Raw genomic sequence first — 16,257 nt, 5'->3', positions numbered from 1 at the left:
CCATAGGCGGACCGCGCTCACCCGGCGAGCTTCATCAGCTCGTCCAGCGCGTCACGCAGGTAGTCGATCAGATCCCACACATCGGGGACCATGTCGCGGTCGGCGATGATCCCGAAGTCGACGCGGCCGTCGTACGAGAAGACGGTGATGTTGATGCCGCCGCTGACATCGGTGATCACCGAGATCGGATACTGGGCGACGACACGCGCGCCGCAGACGTACAGCGGGATCTGCGGCCCCGGCACGTTGGAGATCAGCAGATTCATGGCGGGTGCCCGGCGCGAGGCCAGCCGGAACCCGGACCTGGCGGCCAGCGCGTTCAGCGCGGCGGGCATGGCCTGGCTGAACTCGATCAGCCAGGTCGCCGGCGCGGCGGAGAACCGCTCCTTGACCAGGGTCATCGAGTCGCCGACGGCACGCAGCCGGTCCAGCGGGTCGGCGAGGTGCGTCGGCAGCGTGGTGATCGCCGGGATCACCTCGTTGGCCGGTCCGCCCTCCGGCGAGCGGCCCCTGGTGGATATCGGGATGCCGACGACGAGCGGCAGGCGCGGCAGCTCGTCCCGCTTGGCCAGCCAGCACCGCAGCGCGGCCGCGCACAGCGTCAGCACCACGTCGTTCACCGTACGGCCGAAGGCGTTCTTCACGTGTTTGATCTCGTCGAGCGGCAGCGTCCCGAACGCGAACCGGCGGTGCTGGGAGACCGGACCGGACAGCGGGGTGCGCGGCACCGGCATGCGGGGCAGGCCGGGCAGCCGCTCGGCACCGCTCCCCCGGACGCCGATTCCACGGATCAGCCGCGAGACCAGCCCGGCGCCCGGAACCTGGGAGATCACCGGCATCTCGTCCAGCCTCGGCACCGCGTCGGCGAGGAAGCGCAGCAGGGCCAGCGGGTTGTCCAGGACCCGGGTGACGCCCCTGACGGTCATCTCCAGCGGTCCGGGGGCCGTCGCCGCCTCATCGGGCTTCGGCGGCCCGGCTGCCGGGGCGTCGCACGGCCGCGGCTCGAAGTCCATCAGCGCCGCCATCACCTCGACCCCGGTCACCCCGTCGATCGCGGCGTGGTGGACCTTGGTGTACAGGGCGACCAGATCGCCGGCCACTCCCTGGATCACGTACAGCTCCCACAGCGGCCGCCGCCGGTCGAGGGCCCTGCCGTGCAACCGGGCGACCTGCTCGGCGAGCTTGTGGTCGTCTCCGGGTGGCGGCAGCGCGAGCTCGCGGACGTGGTAGTCGAAGTCGACCTCCCGGTCCTCCGCCCAGTACGGATGATCGAGTCCCAGCGGCACCCCGACCAGACGGCGGCGCAGCGGCGGGGCGAGGTGGAGCCGCCCGCGCAGCAGCGTCACCAGGTGCTCCCGGTTGATCGTGCCGCCGGGTGCGTCGGACGGGTCGAGGATCGTCAGCCCCGCGATGTGCGCGAGGTTGGTGACGGTCTCGAAGTTGAGGAACTGTGCGTCGAACGGGCTGAGCTGCTGTCCCATGCCTACAAACTGCCCCGAAACCGCCCGGACACCGACCTGGAACATCGTTCACCCTGAATGGCACGGCCTGCTCGGCAGGGTGAGCGGCGACCGGCCCGGCCTGCTCGGCCGATGGGCATGGCCGCCGATCAGGGGCGCAGCTTCATCAGCGCGTCGGCGACGTCGAACACCGAGGCGCCGAGATCGAACCGGCTGAAGAGGTGGACCTGGTCCCCCGCCTCGATCTCCAGCAACTCCGTGGTCAGTCCGTAGCGGCGGCGGGAGTCCACCCGGATGCGGTCCACGTCGTTCCAGGAGATCCGTTCCCTGCCGGCCAGGCCGGCGACGACCAGCCCGTCGGCGCTCGCGGACAGCCGTACGGGGATGACCAAATCGCGCATCGCCACCACGGCGAGCCCGAGGGCCACGACGCCGGCGAGGAAGAGCTGGTGATGATCGCCGATCGTCGCCAGCACTCCGAACAGGACGGCTCCGGCGATCTTGGCCATGACGACCTGTCGCGGCACCCGCCATTCGTGCCGCGGCCCCTCAACAGCAGCCACGTTGGCAGCGTAACAACGCCCAGAGTGTCACGACGCCGTCCGTGTTCCGATCGTCCGCGCCTCCGACGGTTACCACCGGGGGGACCTTCAGTCACCGGAATGTGACCCTGGACCGCTCCAATACAGCCCGCCTCGGGGCGCACTATCGAAACAGGTGCCAGACCGGCGCCACCCTCGCGGGACGCCCTCGCCCGCGGGGAAATCTCCGAGGAGTAACGATGTCCCGAGCACGCCCCCTGGCCGCGCTGGCCGTCCCGCTGATGACCGCCACGATCCTGGCGGCACCCGCCGCCGCGGCTCCCGTCCCCACCGCCGCCCAGTTACCCGCCGCCGTCCCGATTCCCGCCGCCGTCCCGATTCCCGCCGCCGTCCCGATTCCCGCCGCCGTCCCGATTCCCGCCGCCGTCCCGATTCCCGCCGCCGTCCCGATTCCCGCCACTGCACGGTTCTCCGCCGCCCGTCCCGTGTCGACCCTGGTCGACATCCGAGCCGCCCACCATCGTGGGCTGGACCGCCTGGTCTTCGAGTTCCGCGGGCCGCTTCCGGCCACCCGCCGCGCTTCCTACGTCTCCTCCCTGATCGCCGACGGCTCGGGCAATCGGGTCCAGGTGGCCGGCGACGCGATCCTGCAGGTCCGCTTCGGCCGCGCGGTGGGGCACGACAGCCGCGGTGCGGGCACCTACGGGCCCACCCGCGAGACCTATCCCCTCCCCGGGGTGATCCAGGTCGTCAACGCGGGCGACTTCGAGGGGGTGCTCAGCTTCGGCATCGGGCTGTCGCGGCGCACGCCGTACCGGATGTACACCCTCACCCACCCCAACCGGGTCGTCATCGACATCAAGACGCCGTTCCGGACCGTGCCGGTGAAGACCTTCCTGCACGACTCGCGCGCCTACGCGGCGGGGCGGGATCCGTACACGGTGGCGGTGCGCCGCCCGGTGATCCCGCCCGCCACCGCACGCGGCGCCCTCCAGCGGCTGTTCGCCGGACCGACCCAGGCCGAATACGCCAGGGGGCTGCGCTTCGTCAACTCCAAGGCCACCGGTTTCAGTTCGCTGACCGTACGTGACGGGGTCGCCCGGGTCCGCCTCACCGGGAAGATCACGAGCGGAGGATCCACCTACACGATCGCCGACCAGATCACCCCCACCCTCAAGCAGTTCCCCGGCATCCGCTGGGTGAAGATCTACGACCGCTTCGGCCGCACCCAGCACCCCACCGGCCGGTCCGACTCCATCCCCAGGAGCCTGGAACCATAACCCACCCCGCCCCCCATGCCCACCCCCTCCCCCGTGATCTTGCAGTTTCTCGCACGCTAGCGCTCTAACGTGGGAAAACCCCTCCGATGATCTTGCAGTTTCTCGCACCCACGCCACCCGACCTGCGTATATGCGATCCATGATCTTGCACTTATCGTGCACTGCAAGATCGCGAACAACATTTCCGCTGGTCAGGGCATATCTATGCGAGAAACTGCAAGATCACGATGTGAGAAGTTCCTGCTCACGGCGCCCTGCTGCGAGAATTCGCAAGATCACGGCTAGGATTTCGTGGTCAGGTCACCGGGGTGATCCGGGCCTCTCGCAGGCGGCCGTCCTCGATTTCCAGTACGCCGAGGGTGCCGTGGGGCTGGCTACGGCGATCGGTGGGCGAGCCGGGGTTGAAGACGCGCACCCCGTCGCCCGTCAGATCCATCGGGATGTGGGAGTGGCCGAACACGACCAGGTCGGCCTCGGGGAACCGGCGGCGCATCCGGGCGGTCCTGCCCCCCTTCGGGCCGCTGTCGTGGATCATGGCGACCTTGAGGCCGTCCAGATTGAGCTCCAGGGTCTCCGGGGCGCCCCAGTCCGCCACGTCAGGGCCGTCGTTGTTGCCGAGCACCGCGTGGACGGGCGCGTAGGCCGACAGTTCGACCAGGACGTCGGCCGTGCAGACGTCTCCCGCGTGGAGGATCGCGTCCGCCTGCCGGAGATGCTCGGCCACTCTGGGCGGGCACGACTTCCACCGGCGTGGCGCGTGTGTGTCCGCCAGCACGACCACTTTCACACTTCCATTCTCTCCGCCAGGGTCCAGGGTCCCTACTCCCCCCATGAGGAAGGACCTTCCGGGTGGGACGGACGGCCCTGGCGGCGGGATGGCGGTGCTCACCAGACTGGCCTCATGAACGAGACAATCAAGCCGGAAGCAGTCCTGGTGGAGACGAACGGAAAGGTCCCGGCGGGGGCGGTGACGGAGGCGCGGGAGCGCATCGCGGCGCTGACCCGCTTCACCGGCAGGCCGATCCTCTACGCCAGGGTCGTCCTGGGCGACTCGCACTCCCGCATTCCGGAGGAGCGCTGCCGGGCCCGGGCCGTCCTCGACGTCAACGGGTACGCCCTGCACGCCGAGGCGCGGGCCGAGACCATGCACGGCGCGATCGCCGGCGTCCAGGAGCGGCTGCGCTCCGGCTTGGAACGGCTGACCGGACGGCACTCCAGGAAGCACCCGCAACGGTCGCCGCGCAACGGGCCGGCGGAGGTGGACGAGGAGGCACGGCGGCCCGAGGTGCCGGTCTGACGGGAGCGGGCGGAGCCCGCCACGGAACACGACCCAGGCCCTAAGAGGGCATCCCCGTACGGCTCGCCGCAACCCTCCGGCGGGCCGTACGTCATTGTGGTGACCGCGGAGTGGTCAGCGTCTGGATGCCGGGGACCGGACGGTCGCCGATCGTCCGCCCGCCGATCGTCCTTCGACGGGAACGTCGCTCCAATGCCGTCACGGCGACCAGCGTGCCCAGCCCGGCCAGCACGACGACCGAGATCGCCAGCAGCGCCAGCATCACGAGCACCGCCATGGCCGCCAGGGAGACGGCTGCTCCCAGCAGCTCCGCCACGTGCCCTCCCGAGATCGCCCCTCGCCATGGGAGATTGCCGGATATGAGTGCCTTGCCGTAAAAGAGTCATACCTTACTAGGCGAGCGACCCACACACCCGGGGCTTCTCGGGCACTCTCTCGCATTCGCGCGGATTCGACCCCCGCACCCCGGGTACGGCTGGGCTGATCTGCTGAGGAAGCGGTGAGGAAGCGGTGGGCTAATGATCTTCAGTCGCGGATCGGGCCGCCGCCGGTCCGGGTACTGGTCGGCGCGACGGGCGGCGCGCTGGTCGGGGCGCTGGTCGGGGCGCCGGCCCGGCTGTCAGATCGGCGCGCGGCCATGGAGTGGACCACGGCGCAGGGCTCGCGCGCGGGCTGGACGGCTGCGCGCCACCGCCCGCGACGCCTTCGGCTGGGAGCGGCTGCGGCCGGGCCAGCGGGAGGCGATGGAGCACCTGCTCGCCGGGCGCGACGTGCTGCTGGTGATGCCGACCGGCGGCGGGAAGTCGGCCGTCTACCAGGTGCCCGGTCTCCTCCTGGACGGCCCGACCGTCGTGATCTCGCCGCTCATCGCGCTCCAGCGCGACCAGGTCATGAGCCTGCTGACCGCCGACGCGGGCGGGGCTGTGGCGGTGAACTCGGCGGGGTCGGTCGAGGCGGGCCTCGATCAGGTCATCGCGGGCCGGGCCGAATACGTGTTCCTGTCGCCCGAACAGCTCGCCAAGCCCGAGGTCGTCGACCGGCTGGCCGAGGCCAGGCCGTCGCTGATCGCGGTGGACGAGGCGCACTGCGTCTCCGCCTGGGGTCACGACTTTCGTCCTGAATATCTGCGGCTCGGCAAGGTGATCGAGCGGCTCGGCCATCCACCCGTGATCGCGATGACGGCGACGGCCGCGCCCACCGTGCGCGACGAGATCGTCCGGTCGCTGGGGATGACCTCCGCCCAGCAGCTCGTCCGGGGCTTCGACCGGCCCAACATCTATCTCGAGGTCCGCCGGTTCACCTGTGAGGACGACAAGCGCCGGGCGCTCGCGGAGCACCCGATGGACGGTCTCGGCCTGGTCTACGTCGCCACTCGGCGCCAGGCCGAGGAGTACGCCGCGCTGCTGTCGGACGGCGGCCGCCGGGCCGAGCCGTACCACGCGGGGATGAAGGCGAAGGACCGCCGCACGATCCACGAGCTGTTCCAGGGTGACGGCCTGGACGTCGTCGTCGCGACGTCGGCCTTCGGAATGGGCATCGACAAGCCGGACGTCCGGTTCGTACTGCACGCCGCCCCGCCGGAGTCCCTGGACGCCTACTACCAGGAGATCGGGCGGGCCGGACGGGACGGCGAGCCGGCCTCCGCGGTGCTGTTCTACCGGCCCGAGGATCTCGGCCTGCGGAAGTTCTTCGGCGGCGGACGGGCCGACCGGGCCGCGATGGAGCGCATCGCCGAGATCGTCCGCGAACTGGACGACAGCGGCGAGGTGCCCCCGGCGCGGCTGCGCGAACTGCTGGACGTCGGCCCGGTCAAGCTGGCCTCGCAGGTGAACCTCCTGGAGCGGGCCGGCGCCGTGGAGGTCGCCCACGGCGGCGGGCTCAGCTACGCCCTGGACGGTCCGCCGCCGGACGAGGCGGCCGACCGCGCGATGAAGCTCGACGACATGCGGCACCGCCTCGACGACTCCCGCCTGGAGATGATGCGGGGCTACGCCGAGACCACCGGCTGCCGCCGCCGTTTCCTGCTGGAGTACTTCGGCGAGCCGTACGAGCGGGTGTGCGGCGCATGTGACACCTGCCGCTCCGGCGAGGCGGCCGCCCCCGCCGTCACCGGCGACGAGGGGCCCTATCCGCTGCACGCGGGCGTACGGCACGCCGAGTGGGGCCCCGGGATCGTGATGAGCCGCGAGCCGGACCGGATCACCGTGCTGTTCGACTCGGTGGGCTACAAGACCCTGGCGCTCGGCGCGGTGGAGGGCATCCTCGGCCTCGCCTGACCCGTTGCCTGCGTGCTTCCCTCCGGTCCCGTCCCGGTGACCGGGATCCGCGTTGCCGCCCCTCCGCCGCCTGTTCTTACGATCAGCGGCGACCGAGCGACTCCGGTTCGCCTGTGTCGCGACAGGAAGGGACTGATGATCATGGCCGGGGCGCAGCGCACCCCCGAGCAGCGGATCGCCGATCTGGAGCGGGTGGAGGCGATCAAGACGCTGAAGTACCGCTACTGGCGGGCCTGCGACAACAAGGACCCGGAGGCGTTCCGCGACTGCTTCATCCGGGAGGGCGCGTCGATCCGTTTCGGCCGGATGGGCGACTACGACGACGTCTCGGGGCTGGTGGAGATCTTCACGAAGATCGCGCTCCGTGAGGAGGACGGGCGGCACGTGATCCTGGACATGCACCACGGCATCCATCCCGTGATCACGCTGCTGTCCGACACCGAGGCCGTCGGCCAGTGGACGCTCCGCTTCCGGCAGATCAACCTGCTCGACGACACCGAGAGGCTCGCGAGCGTCGAGTACGACGACACGTACGTCATCGAGGACGGACGCTGGAAGAAGTCCAGCTGCCACGTCCGCGAACTCTGGTCGATGGTACGGCCACTGCCTGAGGGAACCGTCGTCAAGGAGGGGTTCTGACATGGGGCGCGGCACCGGGAAGGTCGCGGTCGTCACCGGCGCGAGCAGAGGGGTGGGCAAGGGCGTCGCGCTCGCTCTCGGCGAGGAGGGCTGGACCGTGTACATCACCGGGCGCGGCGCGGCCGACGACGCCAGTCCGCTGACGCGTACGGCCGAGGGGGTGACCGAACGCGGCGGCACCGGGATCGCCGTCGTGTGCGACCACCGGGACGACGCCCAGATCATGGCTCTGTTCGATCGCGTCGACGCCGGGCACGGGCGGATCGATCTGCTGGTCAACAACGTGTGGGCCGGCCCGAATTACGACAACGCCGCCGATCCGTTCTGGAAGCGGCCGCTCAGCGACTGGGAGACCCTCATCGACGTGGGGCTGCGGGCGCACTTCGTCGCCAGTGCCGCCGCGACGTCGCGGATGGTCGAGCGCGACAGCGGCCTGATCGTCAACATCTCCTCCTTCGGCACCCGGCGTCATCTGCACTCGGTGCTGTACGGCATGTCCAAGGCGGCGCTCGACAAGATGACCTGTGACATGGCCCATGAGCTGGCCGGACACGACGTGACGGTCCTGTCGCTGTGGCTGGGACTCGTGCAGACCGAGAAAGTGCTGTCCAAGGGGATCGACAACATCGCCGGCTTCCCCATCGCCCAGGCCGAGACCCCCGAGTTCGAGGGCCGGGTGATCGCCGCGCTCGCCGCCGACCCCGAGATCGGCTCCCGCAGCGGGCAGACGCTCATCTCGGCCGAGGTCGCGCTCGAATACGGCGTGACGGAGAAGGACGGCCGCCGTCCCGCCTCGCACCGCGCCGCCTTCGGCGGTGGCCCGGTGTTCCCCCCGGCCTGAACAGCCGGCGATCCGCTTCCGTTACGCAATGTAAACATTACGGACCGTGACATCTGTCCGTCTTGCGGGCGTTCCCACCTGGGAGGACACTCAAAAGGGGAATTTATCACACTCTAGGGGGTGAGTCGGGTGCAGGAAGGGTTCAGCACCTACGAGACGTGGCCGTTCGAATGCCTGCGCTGCCTGCTCGTCTGGGAGGAGGAGTACCTGGTCCGGCGTCTGTCGGACGGTCACGGCAACGACATGGTGGTGTGGACTCGTGAGGGCACACCCGTCCAGCCCCCGTGGTCGGGGATGAGCTGCCCCTCCTGCGGCTGCGGCAGTGTCACCACCTTCCCCACGGGCTACCTCGGCCATCACGCCGAGATCGTCCGCAGGGCCGAACCGGCCGTGCCCGTCCCGTTCACGCGGGTTCCGGCCGAATCCGCCTCCGCCGCATCCGGGCTGCCCGCGGAGGCGTAGATCTCCGGACGCCGACGGCGTCCGTGCCTTCGACGGCGCGGAATCTCGGCATTCCGCCCGTCCCGGGCACGGTCGCCAGGCCGTACAACCCGGCATCGCGATGCGCTTTCACCTACGGCCGTCCTCTTAGTTGGCGGCCATTTGTCAGTCAGACACGGCATAGTCTCCTGTGCATCCGTACGGCGAGAGCGGGGGTCGCGGCAGCCGTACGGCCGACCCGGGCGTCGCCTGATCGAAGCAACTGAGGGGATGGGCGCGACACTCGGAGCGCGCAGCGTGCACAATCTTTCCCCGAACCTCAATGTGAAGGCGGATCAGGATGGTGACGACGTCCATTCAGCAGCGGATCGCCGAGGAGCTCGGCGTGCGCGAAAGCCAGGTGACCGCGGCCGTCGACCTGCTCGACGGCGGGGCCACGGTGCCGTTCATCGCCCGTTACCGCAAGGAGGCGACGGGCACGCTGGACGACGCGCAACTGCGCACGCTCGAAGAGCGGCTGCGCTACCTGCGGGAGCTGGAGGAACGGCGAGCGGCCATCCTCGACTCCATCCGCTCTCAGGGCAAGCTCGACGACGCCCTGGAAGCGCAGATCATGGCGGCGGATTCGAAGGCCCGGCTGGAGGACATCTATCTCCCCTTCAAGCCCAAGCGCCGCACCAAGGCCCAGATCGCCAGGGAGGCGGGGCTGGAGCCGCTGGCCGACAAGCTGCTGGCCCAGCCGGAGCTCGATCCGCATGCCACGGCGGAGGCGTTCGTCGGAGAGGGCGTGGCAGACGCGGCGGCGGCGCTGGAGGGGGCCAGGGCCATCCTGGTCGAGCGCTTCGCCGAGGACGCCGACCTGATCGGCGATCTGCGTGAGCGGATGTGGGCTCGCGGCAGGCTGGTATCCCAGGTGCGGGACGACAAGCAGGAGGCCGGGGCGAAGTTCGCCGACTACTTCGACTTCTCCGAGCCGTTCACGTCGCTGCCGTCCCACCGGATCCTCGCGATGTTCCGGGGTGAGAAGGAGGAGGTCCTCACTCTCACGCTCGACCCCGAGGCCGAGGAGCCGAACGACTACGAGCTGCGGATCGCCCAGCGGTTCGGCGTCTCGGACCGCGGCCGCCCCGCCGACCACTGGCTCGCCGACACCGTCAGGTGGGCCTGGCGCACCCGGATCCTCGTGCACCTCGGCATCGATCTGCGCACCCGGCTGTGGCAGGCCGCCGAGGAGGAGGCGGTCCGCGTCTTCGCCGCCAACCTGCGCGACCTGCTGCTGGCCGCCCCCGCCGGCACCCGGGCGACCATGGGCCTCGACCCGGGGCTGCGGACCGGAGTGAAGGTCGCGGTCGTCGACGCGACCGGCAAGGTGGTCGCGACCGACACCATCTACCCGCACGAACCGAAGCGGCAGTGGGACCAGTCGCTGGCCGTGCTCGCCCGGCTCGCCGCCGAGCACGGCGTCGATTTGATCGCGATCGGCAACGGCACGGCCTCGCGCGAGACCGACAAGCTCGCCGGCGAGCTGGTACGGCACATGCCGCAGCTCACCAAGGTGGTCGTCTCGGAGGCGGGCGCGTCGGTCTACTCGGCCTCGGCCTACGCCTCACAGGAACTGCCCGGCCTCGACGTGTCGCTGCGCGGCGCGGTCTCGATCGCGCGCCGCCTCCAGGACCCGCTGGCCGAGCTCGTGAAGATCGACCCCAAGTCGATCGGCGTGGGGCAGTACCAGCACGATCTGTCCGAGCTGAAGCTGTCGCGCTCGCTCGACGCGGTGGTCGAGGACTGCGTGAACGGCGTCGGCGTGGACGTGAACACCGCATCCGCCCCGCTGCTGACCCGGGTCTCCGGCATCGGCGCCACGCTGGCGGAGAACATCGTGGCCCACCGGGACGCCAACGGCCCGTTCCGGTCGCGTAAGGGCCTCAAGGACGTCCCCCGGCTCGGCCCGAAGGCGTTCGAGCAGTGCGCGGGCTTCCTGCGCATTCCCGGCGGTGACGACCCGCTGGACGCCTCCAGCGTGCATCCGGAGGCGTACCCCGTCGTCCGCCGCATCCTCGATGCGACCAGCGGCGACCTGCGCGCCCTGATCGGCGACGCCTCGGTGCTCCGCTCGCTCAGGCCGGCCGACTTCGTCGACGACACCTTCGGGCTGCCGACCGTCACCGACATCCTCAAGGAGTTGGAGAAGCCGGGACGCGACCCCCGCCCGGCCTTCAAGACCGCCGCCTTCAAGGAGGGCGTGGAGACGCTCGCCGATCTGACCCCGGGGATGGTGCTGGAGGGCGTGGTGACCAACGTCGCCGCGTTCGGCGCCTTCGTCGACGTCGGCGTGCACCAGGACGGCCTGGTCCACGTTTCGGCGATGTCGAACTCGTTCGTCAAGGATCCGCGCGACGTGGTCAAGCCCGGCGACATCGTGCGGGTGAAGGTGCTGGACGTCGACATCCCGCGCAAGCGGATCTCGCTCACCCTGCGCCTCGACGACGAGGTCATCGGCCGAGGCCAGAACGGTCAGAACGGTCGCAACGGCCAGAACGGGCCGAGCGCCCAGAACTCCCAGAAGGGTCGTCCGGGCGCCGGCGGGAGCGCGCAGCAGCAGGGCCGGGGCAGACAGGGCCAGGGACAGCGGCAGGGCGGCCAGAAGCAGGGACAGCGGCAGGGCGGTCGCGGTTCGGGCGGCGCCCCGGCGGGCGGCGCGATGGCCGAGGCCCTGCGGCGCGCCGGCCTGGCAGGCCCCGACTCCCGCTGACGGGCCGGCTTCCCGCAGGCGGCACCGGTTGGTTCCGCCGGTGCCGCCAGTACCGCCAGTGCCACCAGGGGCCCGCGCCCGCCGCGGGCTTCGCCGGCCGTCGCCATGTACGGCCCGGACAACGACGACGGAGGGTGACATCGGGCGTAAAGCCTGACCATCTGCGGCCATGAGCATGGAAGGCGGACGTTTGCTGTCCTTTCGCCGCTGGGTAAGCCCTGCGCGACGCTCAGCGGAATCGGGGGAAGGAGCAGGCGAGATGACGTTCAATCCACTGGAGGAACGGGGAATTCCTCTGGACCGCCAGCTGCGCAACTGGCGCGAGCTGAACGTGACCCCGATCGACCCGGATCACGCCGATCCGTACACCCGGTGCCGGATCATCACGATGAACGGCATCGAGAGTGAAGCGATCATGTTCAATCGTCATCTCGCCCGGCACTGCCCCGACTTGGAGGACAGGCAGCAGCTGGCAGAGACGCGATTCATCGAAGCGCAGCAGCAGAGGGTGGTCAACTGGCTGCTGCCGGGGCTGGCCTCGGTGCTGGAGACCACGCTGGCCTACGAGCAGGTGGCGACCGACCTGACCGCGTGGGTCGCCCGGATGGAACCCGATCCCTACCTCAAGCAGGCCTACCAGTTCGGGCTGCTGGAGGACTTCGATCACCTGTATCGATACGCCAACCTGTTCGAGATGATCGAGCACCGGAAGGCCGAGAAGATCGTCGACCAGCTCACCGAGGTGATACCGGCCCGGCCGACCAGGCTGCACCAGCGGCACCCGGTCGACAACGTGCGCGAGCCCTACGACCGGAACGCCGCCGCTCCGATCTCCAAACTGCACGCGCTGACCATCATGTCGGCCGAGCAGCAGACGCTGAACTTCTACATGAACGTCGGGCCGATGTACATGGAGCCGATCGCCCGGCAGCTCTACCAGGAGATCAGTCTGATCGAGGAGGAGCACGTCACGCATTACGAGTCTCTGGTGGATCCTGGCGAGACGTGGTGGGAGCAACTGGTCAACCACGAGTACAACGAGTGCTACCTCTACCACTCGTTCATGGAGACCGAGACCGATCCGAAGGTGCGGGCGATCTGGGAGCTGCATCTGAACATGGAACTCGAACACCTGCGTATCGCGGCGGACATGATGCGCCGGCACGACGGGCGGGAACCGCAGGAGATCCTCGCCCCACGGCTGCCCGCACCCGTGAGGTTCGAGCCGAACAAGAGCTACATCCGCGAGGTGATCGCCACCCAGATCGACTACACCACGCTGGGCACCGGGTACGTCCAGGAGGCCCATGAGCGCTTCCAGCGCTGGCAGGAACAGATCCACGGAGACCAGGAGCCGCCGAGCGAACGCGTCATCGACGAGAACCGCGCCAAGTCCGGCCGGGAATACCGCCTGGAGACCGAGGGCGCCCACCCGATGTACAGCCTGCGGCCCCACTGAGCGTCCCACTGAGCACCCCGCCGCGGGCCGGCCCGCCCGGCGGTACGGTCCACGCCCGCCGGGGCGTGAGCCGTACCGCCGGGCGGTGGTCGTCGGCCCGTCAGTCCTTCCTGCCGACCGCCATCGCGATCAGGTCGCGGGCCCTGTCCATGATCGCTGCTGGCGGTCCGAGCAGCAGGTTCCGCATCGCCGACTCCACCCCGGGGCGTGGACGGGTGGGTGCCATCGCCTCCGCCGCCCGCACGCCCAGCGCCATCGCCCGGCGTTCCATCGCCGAGGTGCGGGCCCGGAGTCGCGGGAACTCGTACCGTTCCTCCGCGCGCGCGTGCGCCAGCACGGCGACCCGCAGCATGTCGAGGTTGGCGAGGAAGTCCGGGTGCCGCGGCCCGTTCCTGTCCATCACCACGAGCAGCCGCTTGGCCTCGCGTTCCTCCGCAAGACGATCGGCGACCACCGCGTCCCCGCCGTCCAGCTTGCGCCGCGCGTAGGGGTGCACGATCTCCTCCTCTGCCGTCTCGTGCACCGCGAGCATCCGCACCAGCCGCCGGAACGCCTCCGCCCGCCCGTCTTCCGGCGCCTTCGCCGCCTCGTCGAACATGTCCCTGATCATCGAATGCTGATGAATGAGCAGATCGACGACGTCGTTCTCCCTCATCAGCTCAGGAACCGGATGTTGTACATCGGTCATGGGACTCTCCCTTCGGATCCGACGCCCATGCCCAACCCGATTCGGGCCGCAATGCCCCCGCGCGCCCTCGAATCAGGCCCGCGAATCGGGCACTTGAACCAGGCACCGTGGAATCCGTACCCTCCCCCGTTCGGCATCACGCCCCCCGCCCCCAGGGCATGACCCCCACAGCAGGCCGTGCCCCTCCCCCAAACAGGGCGTGATCTTGCCGTTCTCAGTGCAAGATCACGGGGGGGAGAGGGGGTGAGCGAAAACGGGCGGAGGTCCGCCCGTTTTCCTGATCGGTGGCGTCGGTTTCACTGGTTGGGCGGCGCGGCCGAGATGCCTCCCAGAGCCGACCGGGAGTCCCGTTCCATCGCGAGATCCCCGAGGCTGACGATGCCGACGGCCTGGTCGTCCCGTACGACCGGCACCCGGCGGATGGCCCGCTCACGCATGAGCCGGACGACCTCGTCCACGGTGGCGTCCGGAGACACCGTCGTGAGCTCCTCGCTGCTGGCCTCCCTCACCGGGGTGTCCGGCCCTTTCCCGTCGGCCATGACGCGGATGGCTATGTCACGGTCGGTGATGATGCCGCGCACATGTCCGCCGTCGGTGACGACGATGCCACCGGCGTCCTTTTCGCGCATGAGCCGGGCGGCGGTCGACACCGTGTCATTCGCCTCCACCGTCGCCGGATTGGCCGTCATCACATCCGCCACGGTCTGTGCCATCGGAAACCTCCTGTCCTTGGTGAAGAACTAATCTCCATACCCTCCACGCCGAGGACACACGTCCGGGTGAGGAAGTTCCTCCCGGCGGCACCCGCCGAGACATGAGGCGGCCTCCCGCGCCGGGCTCTCGCCGCCCTCGCCGAGATCTCCGAGATCTCCGAGATCTCAACATGCTGATAGCCACCGACCGTGAACGCACCACGCGGGACCGGGATCTCCTCCCGACCGAGACGTTCTACAGAACGACGGCGAAACGGTACCTGCAAAAGTGGGCAAATAACCGTTATTGCCACGAGCAACCCAAGCAGCGGCGGTGGAGGATAGAAAGGTCATTTTGCGCTGTGGGCCTCACGGGTCGGTCGGCCCCGACCCACCATCGGAGCCTTGGCGATACGGGGGAGGAAGCATGACCGTGACCCAGACGACACCCCAGACGTCTCGCGGCGCGTCCGACGCGACCGCGACTCCCGCGGCGGCGGAGGAGCCCGGCCGTCAGTTCAATCTGAACCTGCCGTTCGTGCGCATCCAGGTGCGGCCGCCGGAACTGCACCTCCCGCACATCGGACTGCCGCATGTGAGTCGCCACGACGTGGGCCAGGCCGTGGACATCGCCCGGACGTTCCTTCCGCCGCCCGAGCGGCTCGCATATTACGGCGGGCTCGGTGCGCTGGCGGTGCTCGGCCTGATCGACTGGCCGGTGGCGGCCGCGATCGGCGCCGGAACGTTGATCGCGCAGCGGACGCGTGCGCAGGAGCAGCGGTGGTCTCCGCTGCGTGCGCCACGTCACGAAACCCGCGCCACAGCTGCCTCCGCTCCGGGCGCCGCCGCTACCCCGAGCCCGGCGGCCGCAGGCGAGCAGGCGGTCGGGGAAGCCGCCGCCCGGGCGGCTCAGCAGGCGACGGCGAAGGCCGAGCCGAAGACCAAGCCGGCGACGGCGACAGGGCGTACCAGGACCACCGGCAAGTAACGCACCAGCCTTAGCTCAGATGGACCAGGCCGCTTCGGTTTGTCTGGTCCATCCGCGCGTTCCCGGGGCTTCTCGGACGAAGCGCGCACCGACCGGCGACGGGGAGGGCGACCACGTCCGCACCGATGATTTCCCCGCCGCACCGGGACGCGACGCACGGCGGCAGGTCTCCGTCTCGTCATACGCTGTTCACCGTACGGTAACCTCTTTTACGCCTACATGCGAGGTTTATGCGTCATGCTGCCATAGCACGTTGCTTCGTCCCGATAAGGTATCCAATGACTGACTTCATCGCCGCCGTTCTCGCCAAGGCGGCTCTGATACTCCTGGAAGCACTGATCATGCGACTCGTCCAGGCTCTGGTGACGTCCAGCTTCCGGATCAACTTCGCCCCGGCGGCCTGAACCGCCTTCCCGGGATCGTGGCACCCCCGCCCCGATCCACACCCAGGAGGAAGGCCCTTCGGAAAGGAACGCCTCCCAGCGCCGGCGTCCCTCACCCTCCCCTTCATCCGGTTCATCCGTTGCCCCCAAGCCCCCCGATCACCGGCCTTCCGCACCCCGACGTCCATCGGGGATGCGGGGCCGGATCGGCCGTACGCATGGTCAGTCCGTGAAGGCGTCCTTCACCCGGCCGGCGGCGTCCTTCACCTTCTCGCCGGCCTGTTTGACCTTGCTCTCGCTCTGCTCGGCCTGACCGCGAGCCTCGAGGCTCTCGTCGTCCACGGCCCTGCCGACCCCTTCCTTGGCCATGCCGCCGACCTCTTGGGCCTTGTTGCGGAACTTGTCCTCAGTACTCATGATTCTCTCCTTCTCATCGCGCTTCACGATGAGAGCAACAACTAGGGCGCGTATCGGGTTGTGATCAATTCCCTTGATTCGCCCCTACGGTGGGGCTTGATC

17 protein-coding genes are annotated in these 16,257 nt (G+C 69.5%); 10 read left to right on the top strand and 7 right to left on the bottom strand.

Annotated features, from left to right (window positions below; genetic code table 11):
• Nucleotides 1–17: 17 nt before the first annotated feature.
• Together ACFHYQ_RS19520 and ACFHYQ_RS19515 are read right to left on the bottom strand one after the other, a co-directional pair.
• Nucleotides 18–1,481 carry a WS/DGAT/MGAT family O-acyltransferase gene (locus ACFHYQ_RS19520; protein WP_394302590.1) on the bottom strand — a complete coding sequence of 488 codons (1,464 nt, stop codon included), beginning with the start codon at nucleotides 1,479–1,481 and terminating at the stop codon, nucleotides 18–20.
• A gap of 128 nt (nucleotides 1,482–1,609) precedes the next feature.
• Entirely contained in the window at nucleotides 1,610–2,023 is a 414-nt protein-coding gene (locus ACFHYQ_RS19515; RefSeq protein ID WP_394302589.1) for a PH domain-containing protein, read from the bottom strand.
• Between the two features lie 218 nt (nucleotides 2,024–2,241).
• Here ACFHYQ_RS19515 and ACFHYQ_RS19510 point away from each other — a divergent pair, with 218 nt between their 5' ends.
• Entirely contained in the window at nucleotides 2,242–3,282 is a 1,041-nt protein-coding gene (locus tag ACFHYQ_RS19510) for an AMIN-like domain-containing (lipo)protein (RefSeq protein WP_394302588.1), read from the top strand.
• Nucleotides 3,283–3,577: 295 nt separating this feature from the next.
• Here ACFHYQ_RS19510 and ACFHYQ_RS19505 read toward each other — a convergent pair whose 3' ends face one another.
• Complete coding sequence (locus ACFHYQ_RS19505; protein ID WP_394302587.1) at nucleotides 3,578–4,069, bottom strand: metallophosphoesterase family protein; 492 nt, start codon at nucleotides 4,067–4,069, stop codon at nucleotides 3,578–3,580.
• Nucleotides 4,070–4,183: 114 nt separating this feature from the next.
• Between ACFHYQ_RS19505 and ACFHYQ_RS19500 the strand changes: the two genes are divergently transcribed.
• The gene (locus ACFHYQ_RS19500) at nucleotides 4,184–4,579 is read left to right on the top strand and encodes an HPF/RaiA family ribosome-associated protein (RefSeq protein WP_394302586.1); all 396 of its coding nucleotides are present in this window, start codon (nucleotides 4,184–4,186) and stop codon (nucleotides 4,577–4,579) included.
• Between the two features lie 91 nt (nucleotides 4,580–4,670).
• On the opposite strand, the gene ACFHYQ_RS19495 is transcribed toward ACFHYQ_RS19500, so the two are convergent.
• Complete coding sequence (locus ACFHYQ_RS19495) at nucleotides 4,671–4,895, bottom strand: hypothetical protein (RefSeq protein ID WP_394302585.1); 225 nt, start codon at nucleotides 4,893–4,895, stop codon at nucleotides 4,671–4,673.
• 202 nt (nucleotides 4,896–5,097) lie between these two features.
• On the opposite strand from ACFHYQ_RS19495, the gene ACFHYQ_RS19490 reads away from it, so the two are divergent.
• From ACFHYQ_RS19490 to ACFHYQ_RS19465, 6 genes are all read left to right on the top strand, one after another.
• The gene (locus ACFHYQ_RS19490) at nucleotides 5,098–6,855 is read left to right on the top strand and encodes a RecQ family ATP-dependent DNA helicase (RefSeq protein WP_394302584.1); all 1,758 of its coding nucleotides are present in this window, start codon (nucleotides 5,098–5,100) and stop codon (nucleotides 6,853–6,855) included.
• Nucleotides 6,856–6,990: 135 nt separating this feature from the next.
• Nucleotides 6,991–7,494: a nuclear transport factor 2 family protein gene (locus ACFHYQ_RS19485; protein WP_394302583.1), complete on the top strand. Its 504-nt coding sequence runs from the start codon at nucleotides 6,991–6,993 to the stop codon at nucleotides 7,492–7,494.
• A gap of 1 nt (nucleotide 7,495) precedes the next feature.
• Nucleotides 7,496–8,335, top strand: coding sequence for an SDR family NAD(P)-dependent oxidoreductase (locus ACFHYQ_RS19480; protein WP_394302582.1), 840 nt, complete (start codon nucleotides 7,496–7,498; stop codon nucleotides 8,333–8,335).
• A 120-nt stretch (nucleotides 8,336–8,455) separates the two neighbouring features.
• Nucleotides 8,456–8,797, top strand: a complete 342-nt coding sequence (locus ACFHYQ_RS19475; protein ID WP_204011236.1) for a hypothetical protein — start codon at nucleotides 8,456–8,458, stop codon at nucleotides 8,795–8,797.
• 322 nt (nucleotides 8,798–9,119) lie between these two features.
• A complete protein-coding gene (locus tag ACFHYQ_RS19470; protein WP_394302657.1) occupies nucleotides 9,120–11,528 on the top strand; it encodes a Tex family protein in 2,409 nt (802 codons plus the stop codon).
• 259 nt (nucleotides 11,529–11,787) lie between these two features.
• Nucleotides 11,788–12,987: a hypothetical protein gene (locus ACFHYQ_RS19465; RefSeq protein WP_394302581.1), complete on the top strand. Its 1,200-nt coding sequence runs from the start codon at nucleotides 11,788–11,790 to the stop codon at nucleotides 12,985–12,987.
• Nucleotides 12,988–13,087: 100 nt separating this feature from the next.
• Here the strand turns inward: ACFHYQ_RS19465 and ACFHYQ_RS19460 are convergent, their stop codons facing one another.
• Together ACFHYQ_RS19460 and ACFHYQ_RS19455 are read right to left on the bottom strand one after the other, a co-directional pair.
• Nucleotides 13,088–13,675 carry a hemerythrin domain-containing protein gene (locus tag ACFHYQ_RS19460; protein ID WP_394302580.1) on the bottom strand — a complete coding sequence of 196 codons (588 nt, stop codon included), beginning with the start codon at nucleotides 13,673–13,675 and terminating at the stop codon, nucleotides 13,088–13,090.
• A 296-nt stretch (nucleotides 13,676–13,971) separates the two neighbouring features.
• On the bottom strand, nucleotides 13,972–14,388 hold the full coding sequence (locus ACFHYQ_RS19455; RefSeq protein ID WP_204011231.1) for a CBS domain-containing protein: 417 nt from the start codon (nucleotides 14,386–14,388) through the stop codon (nucleotides 13,972–13,974).
• A 406-nt stretch (nucleotides 14,389–14,794) separates the two neighbouring features.
• On the opposite strand from ACFHYQ_RS19455, the gene ACFHYQ_RS19450 reads away from it, so the two are divergent.
• Nucleotides 14,795–15,355 carry a hypothetical protein gene (locus ACFHYQ_RS19450; RefSeq protein WP_394302579.1) on the top strand — a complete coding sequence of 187 codons (561 nt, stop codon included), beginning with the start codon at nucleotides 14,795–14,797 and terminating at the stop codon, nucleotides 15,353–15,355.
• A gap of 278 nt (nucleotides 15,356–15,633) precedes the next feature.
• Entirely contained in the window at nucleotides 15,634–15,759 is a 126-nt protein-coding gene (locus ACFHYQ_RS19445) for a hypothetical protein (RefSeq protein WP_394302578.1), read from the top strand.
• A 201-nt stretch (nucleotides 15,760–15,960) separates the two neighbouring features.
• On the opposite strand, the gene ACFHYQ_RS19440 is transcribed toward ACFHYQ_RS19445, so the two are convergent.
• Entirely contained in the window at nucleotides 15,961–16,155 is a 195-nt protein-coding gene (locus tag ACFHYQ_RS19440; RefSeq protein WP_394302577.1) for a CsbD family protein, read from the bottom strand.
• Between the last annotated feature and the right edge of the window lie 102 nt (nucleotides 16,156–16,257).

This window comes from Sphaerimonospora cavernae (genome assembly GCF_042435035.1).
In the GTDB taxonomy this organism is placed as follows: Bacteria; Actinomycetota; Actinomycetes; order Streptosporangiales; family Streptosporangiaceae; genus Sphaerimonospora; species Sphaerimonospora cavernae.
The sequence above is the reverse complement of the archived record's forward strand: the minus strand, read 5'-3'. Positions and strand labels throughout refer to the sequence as shown.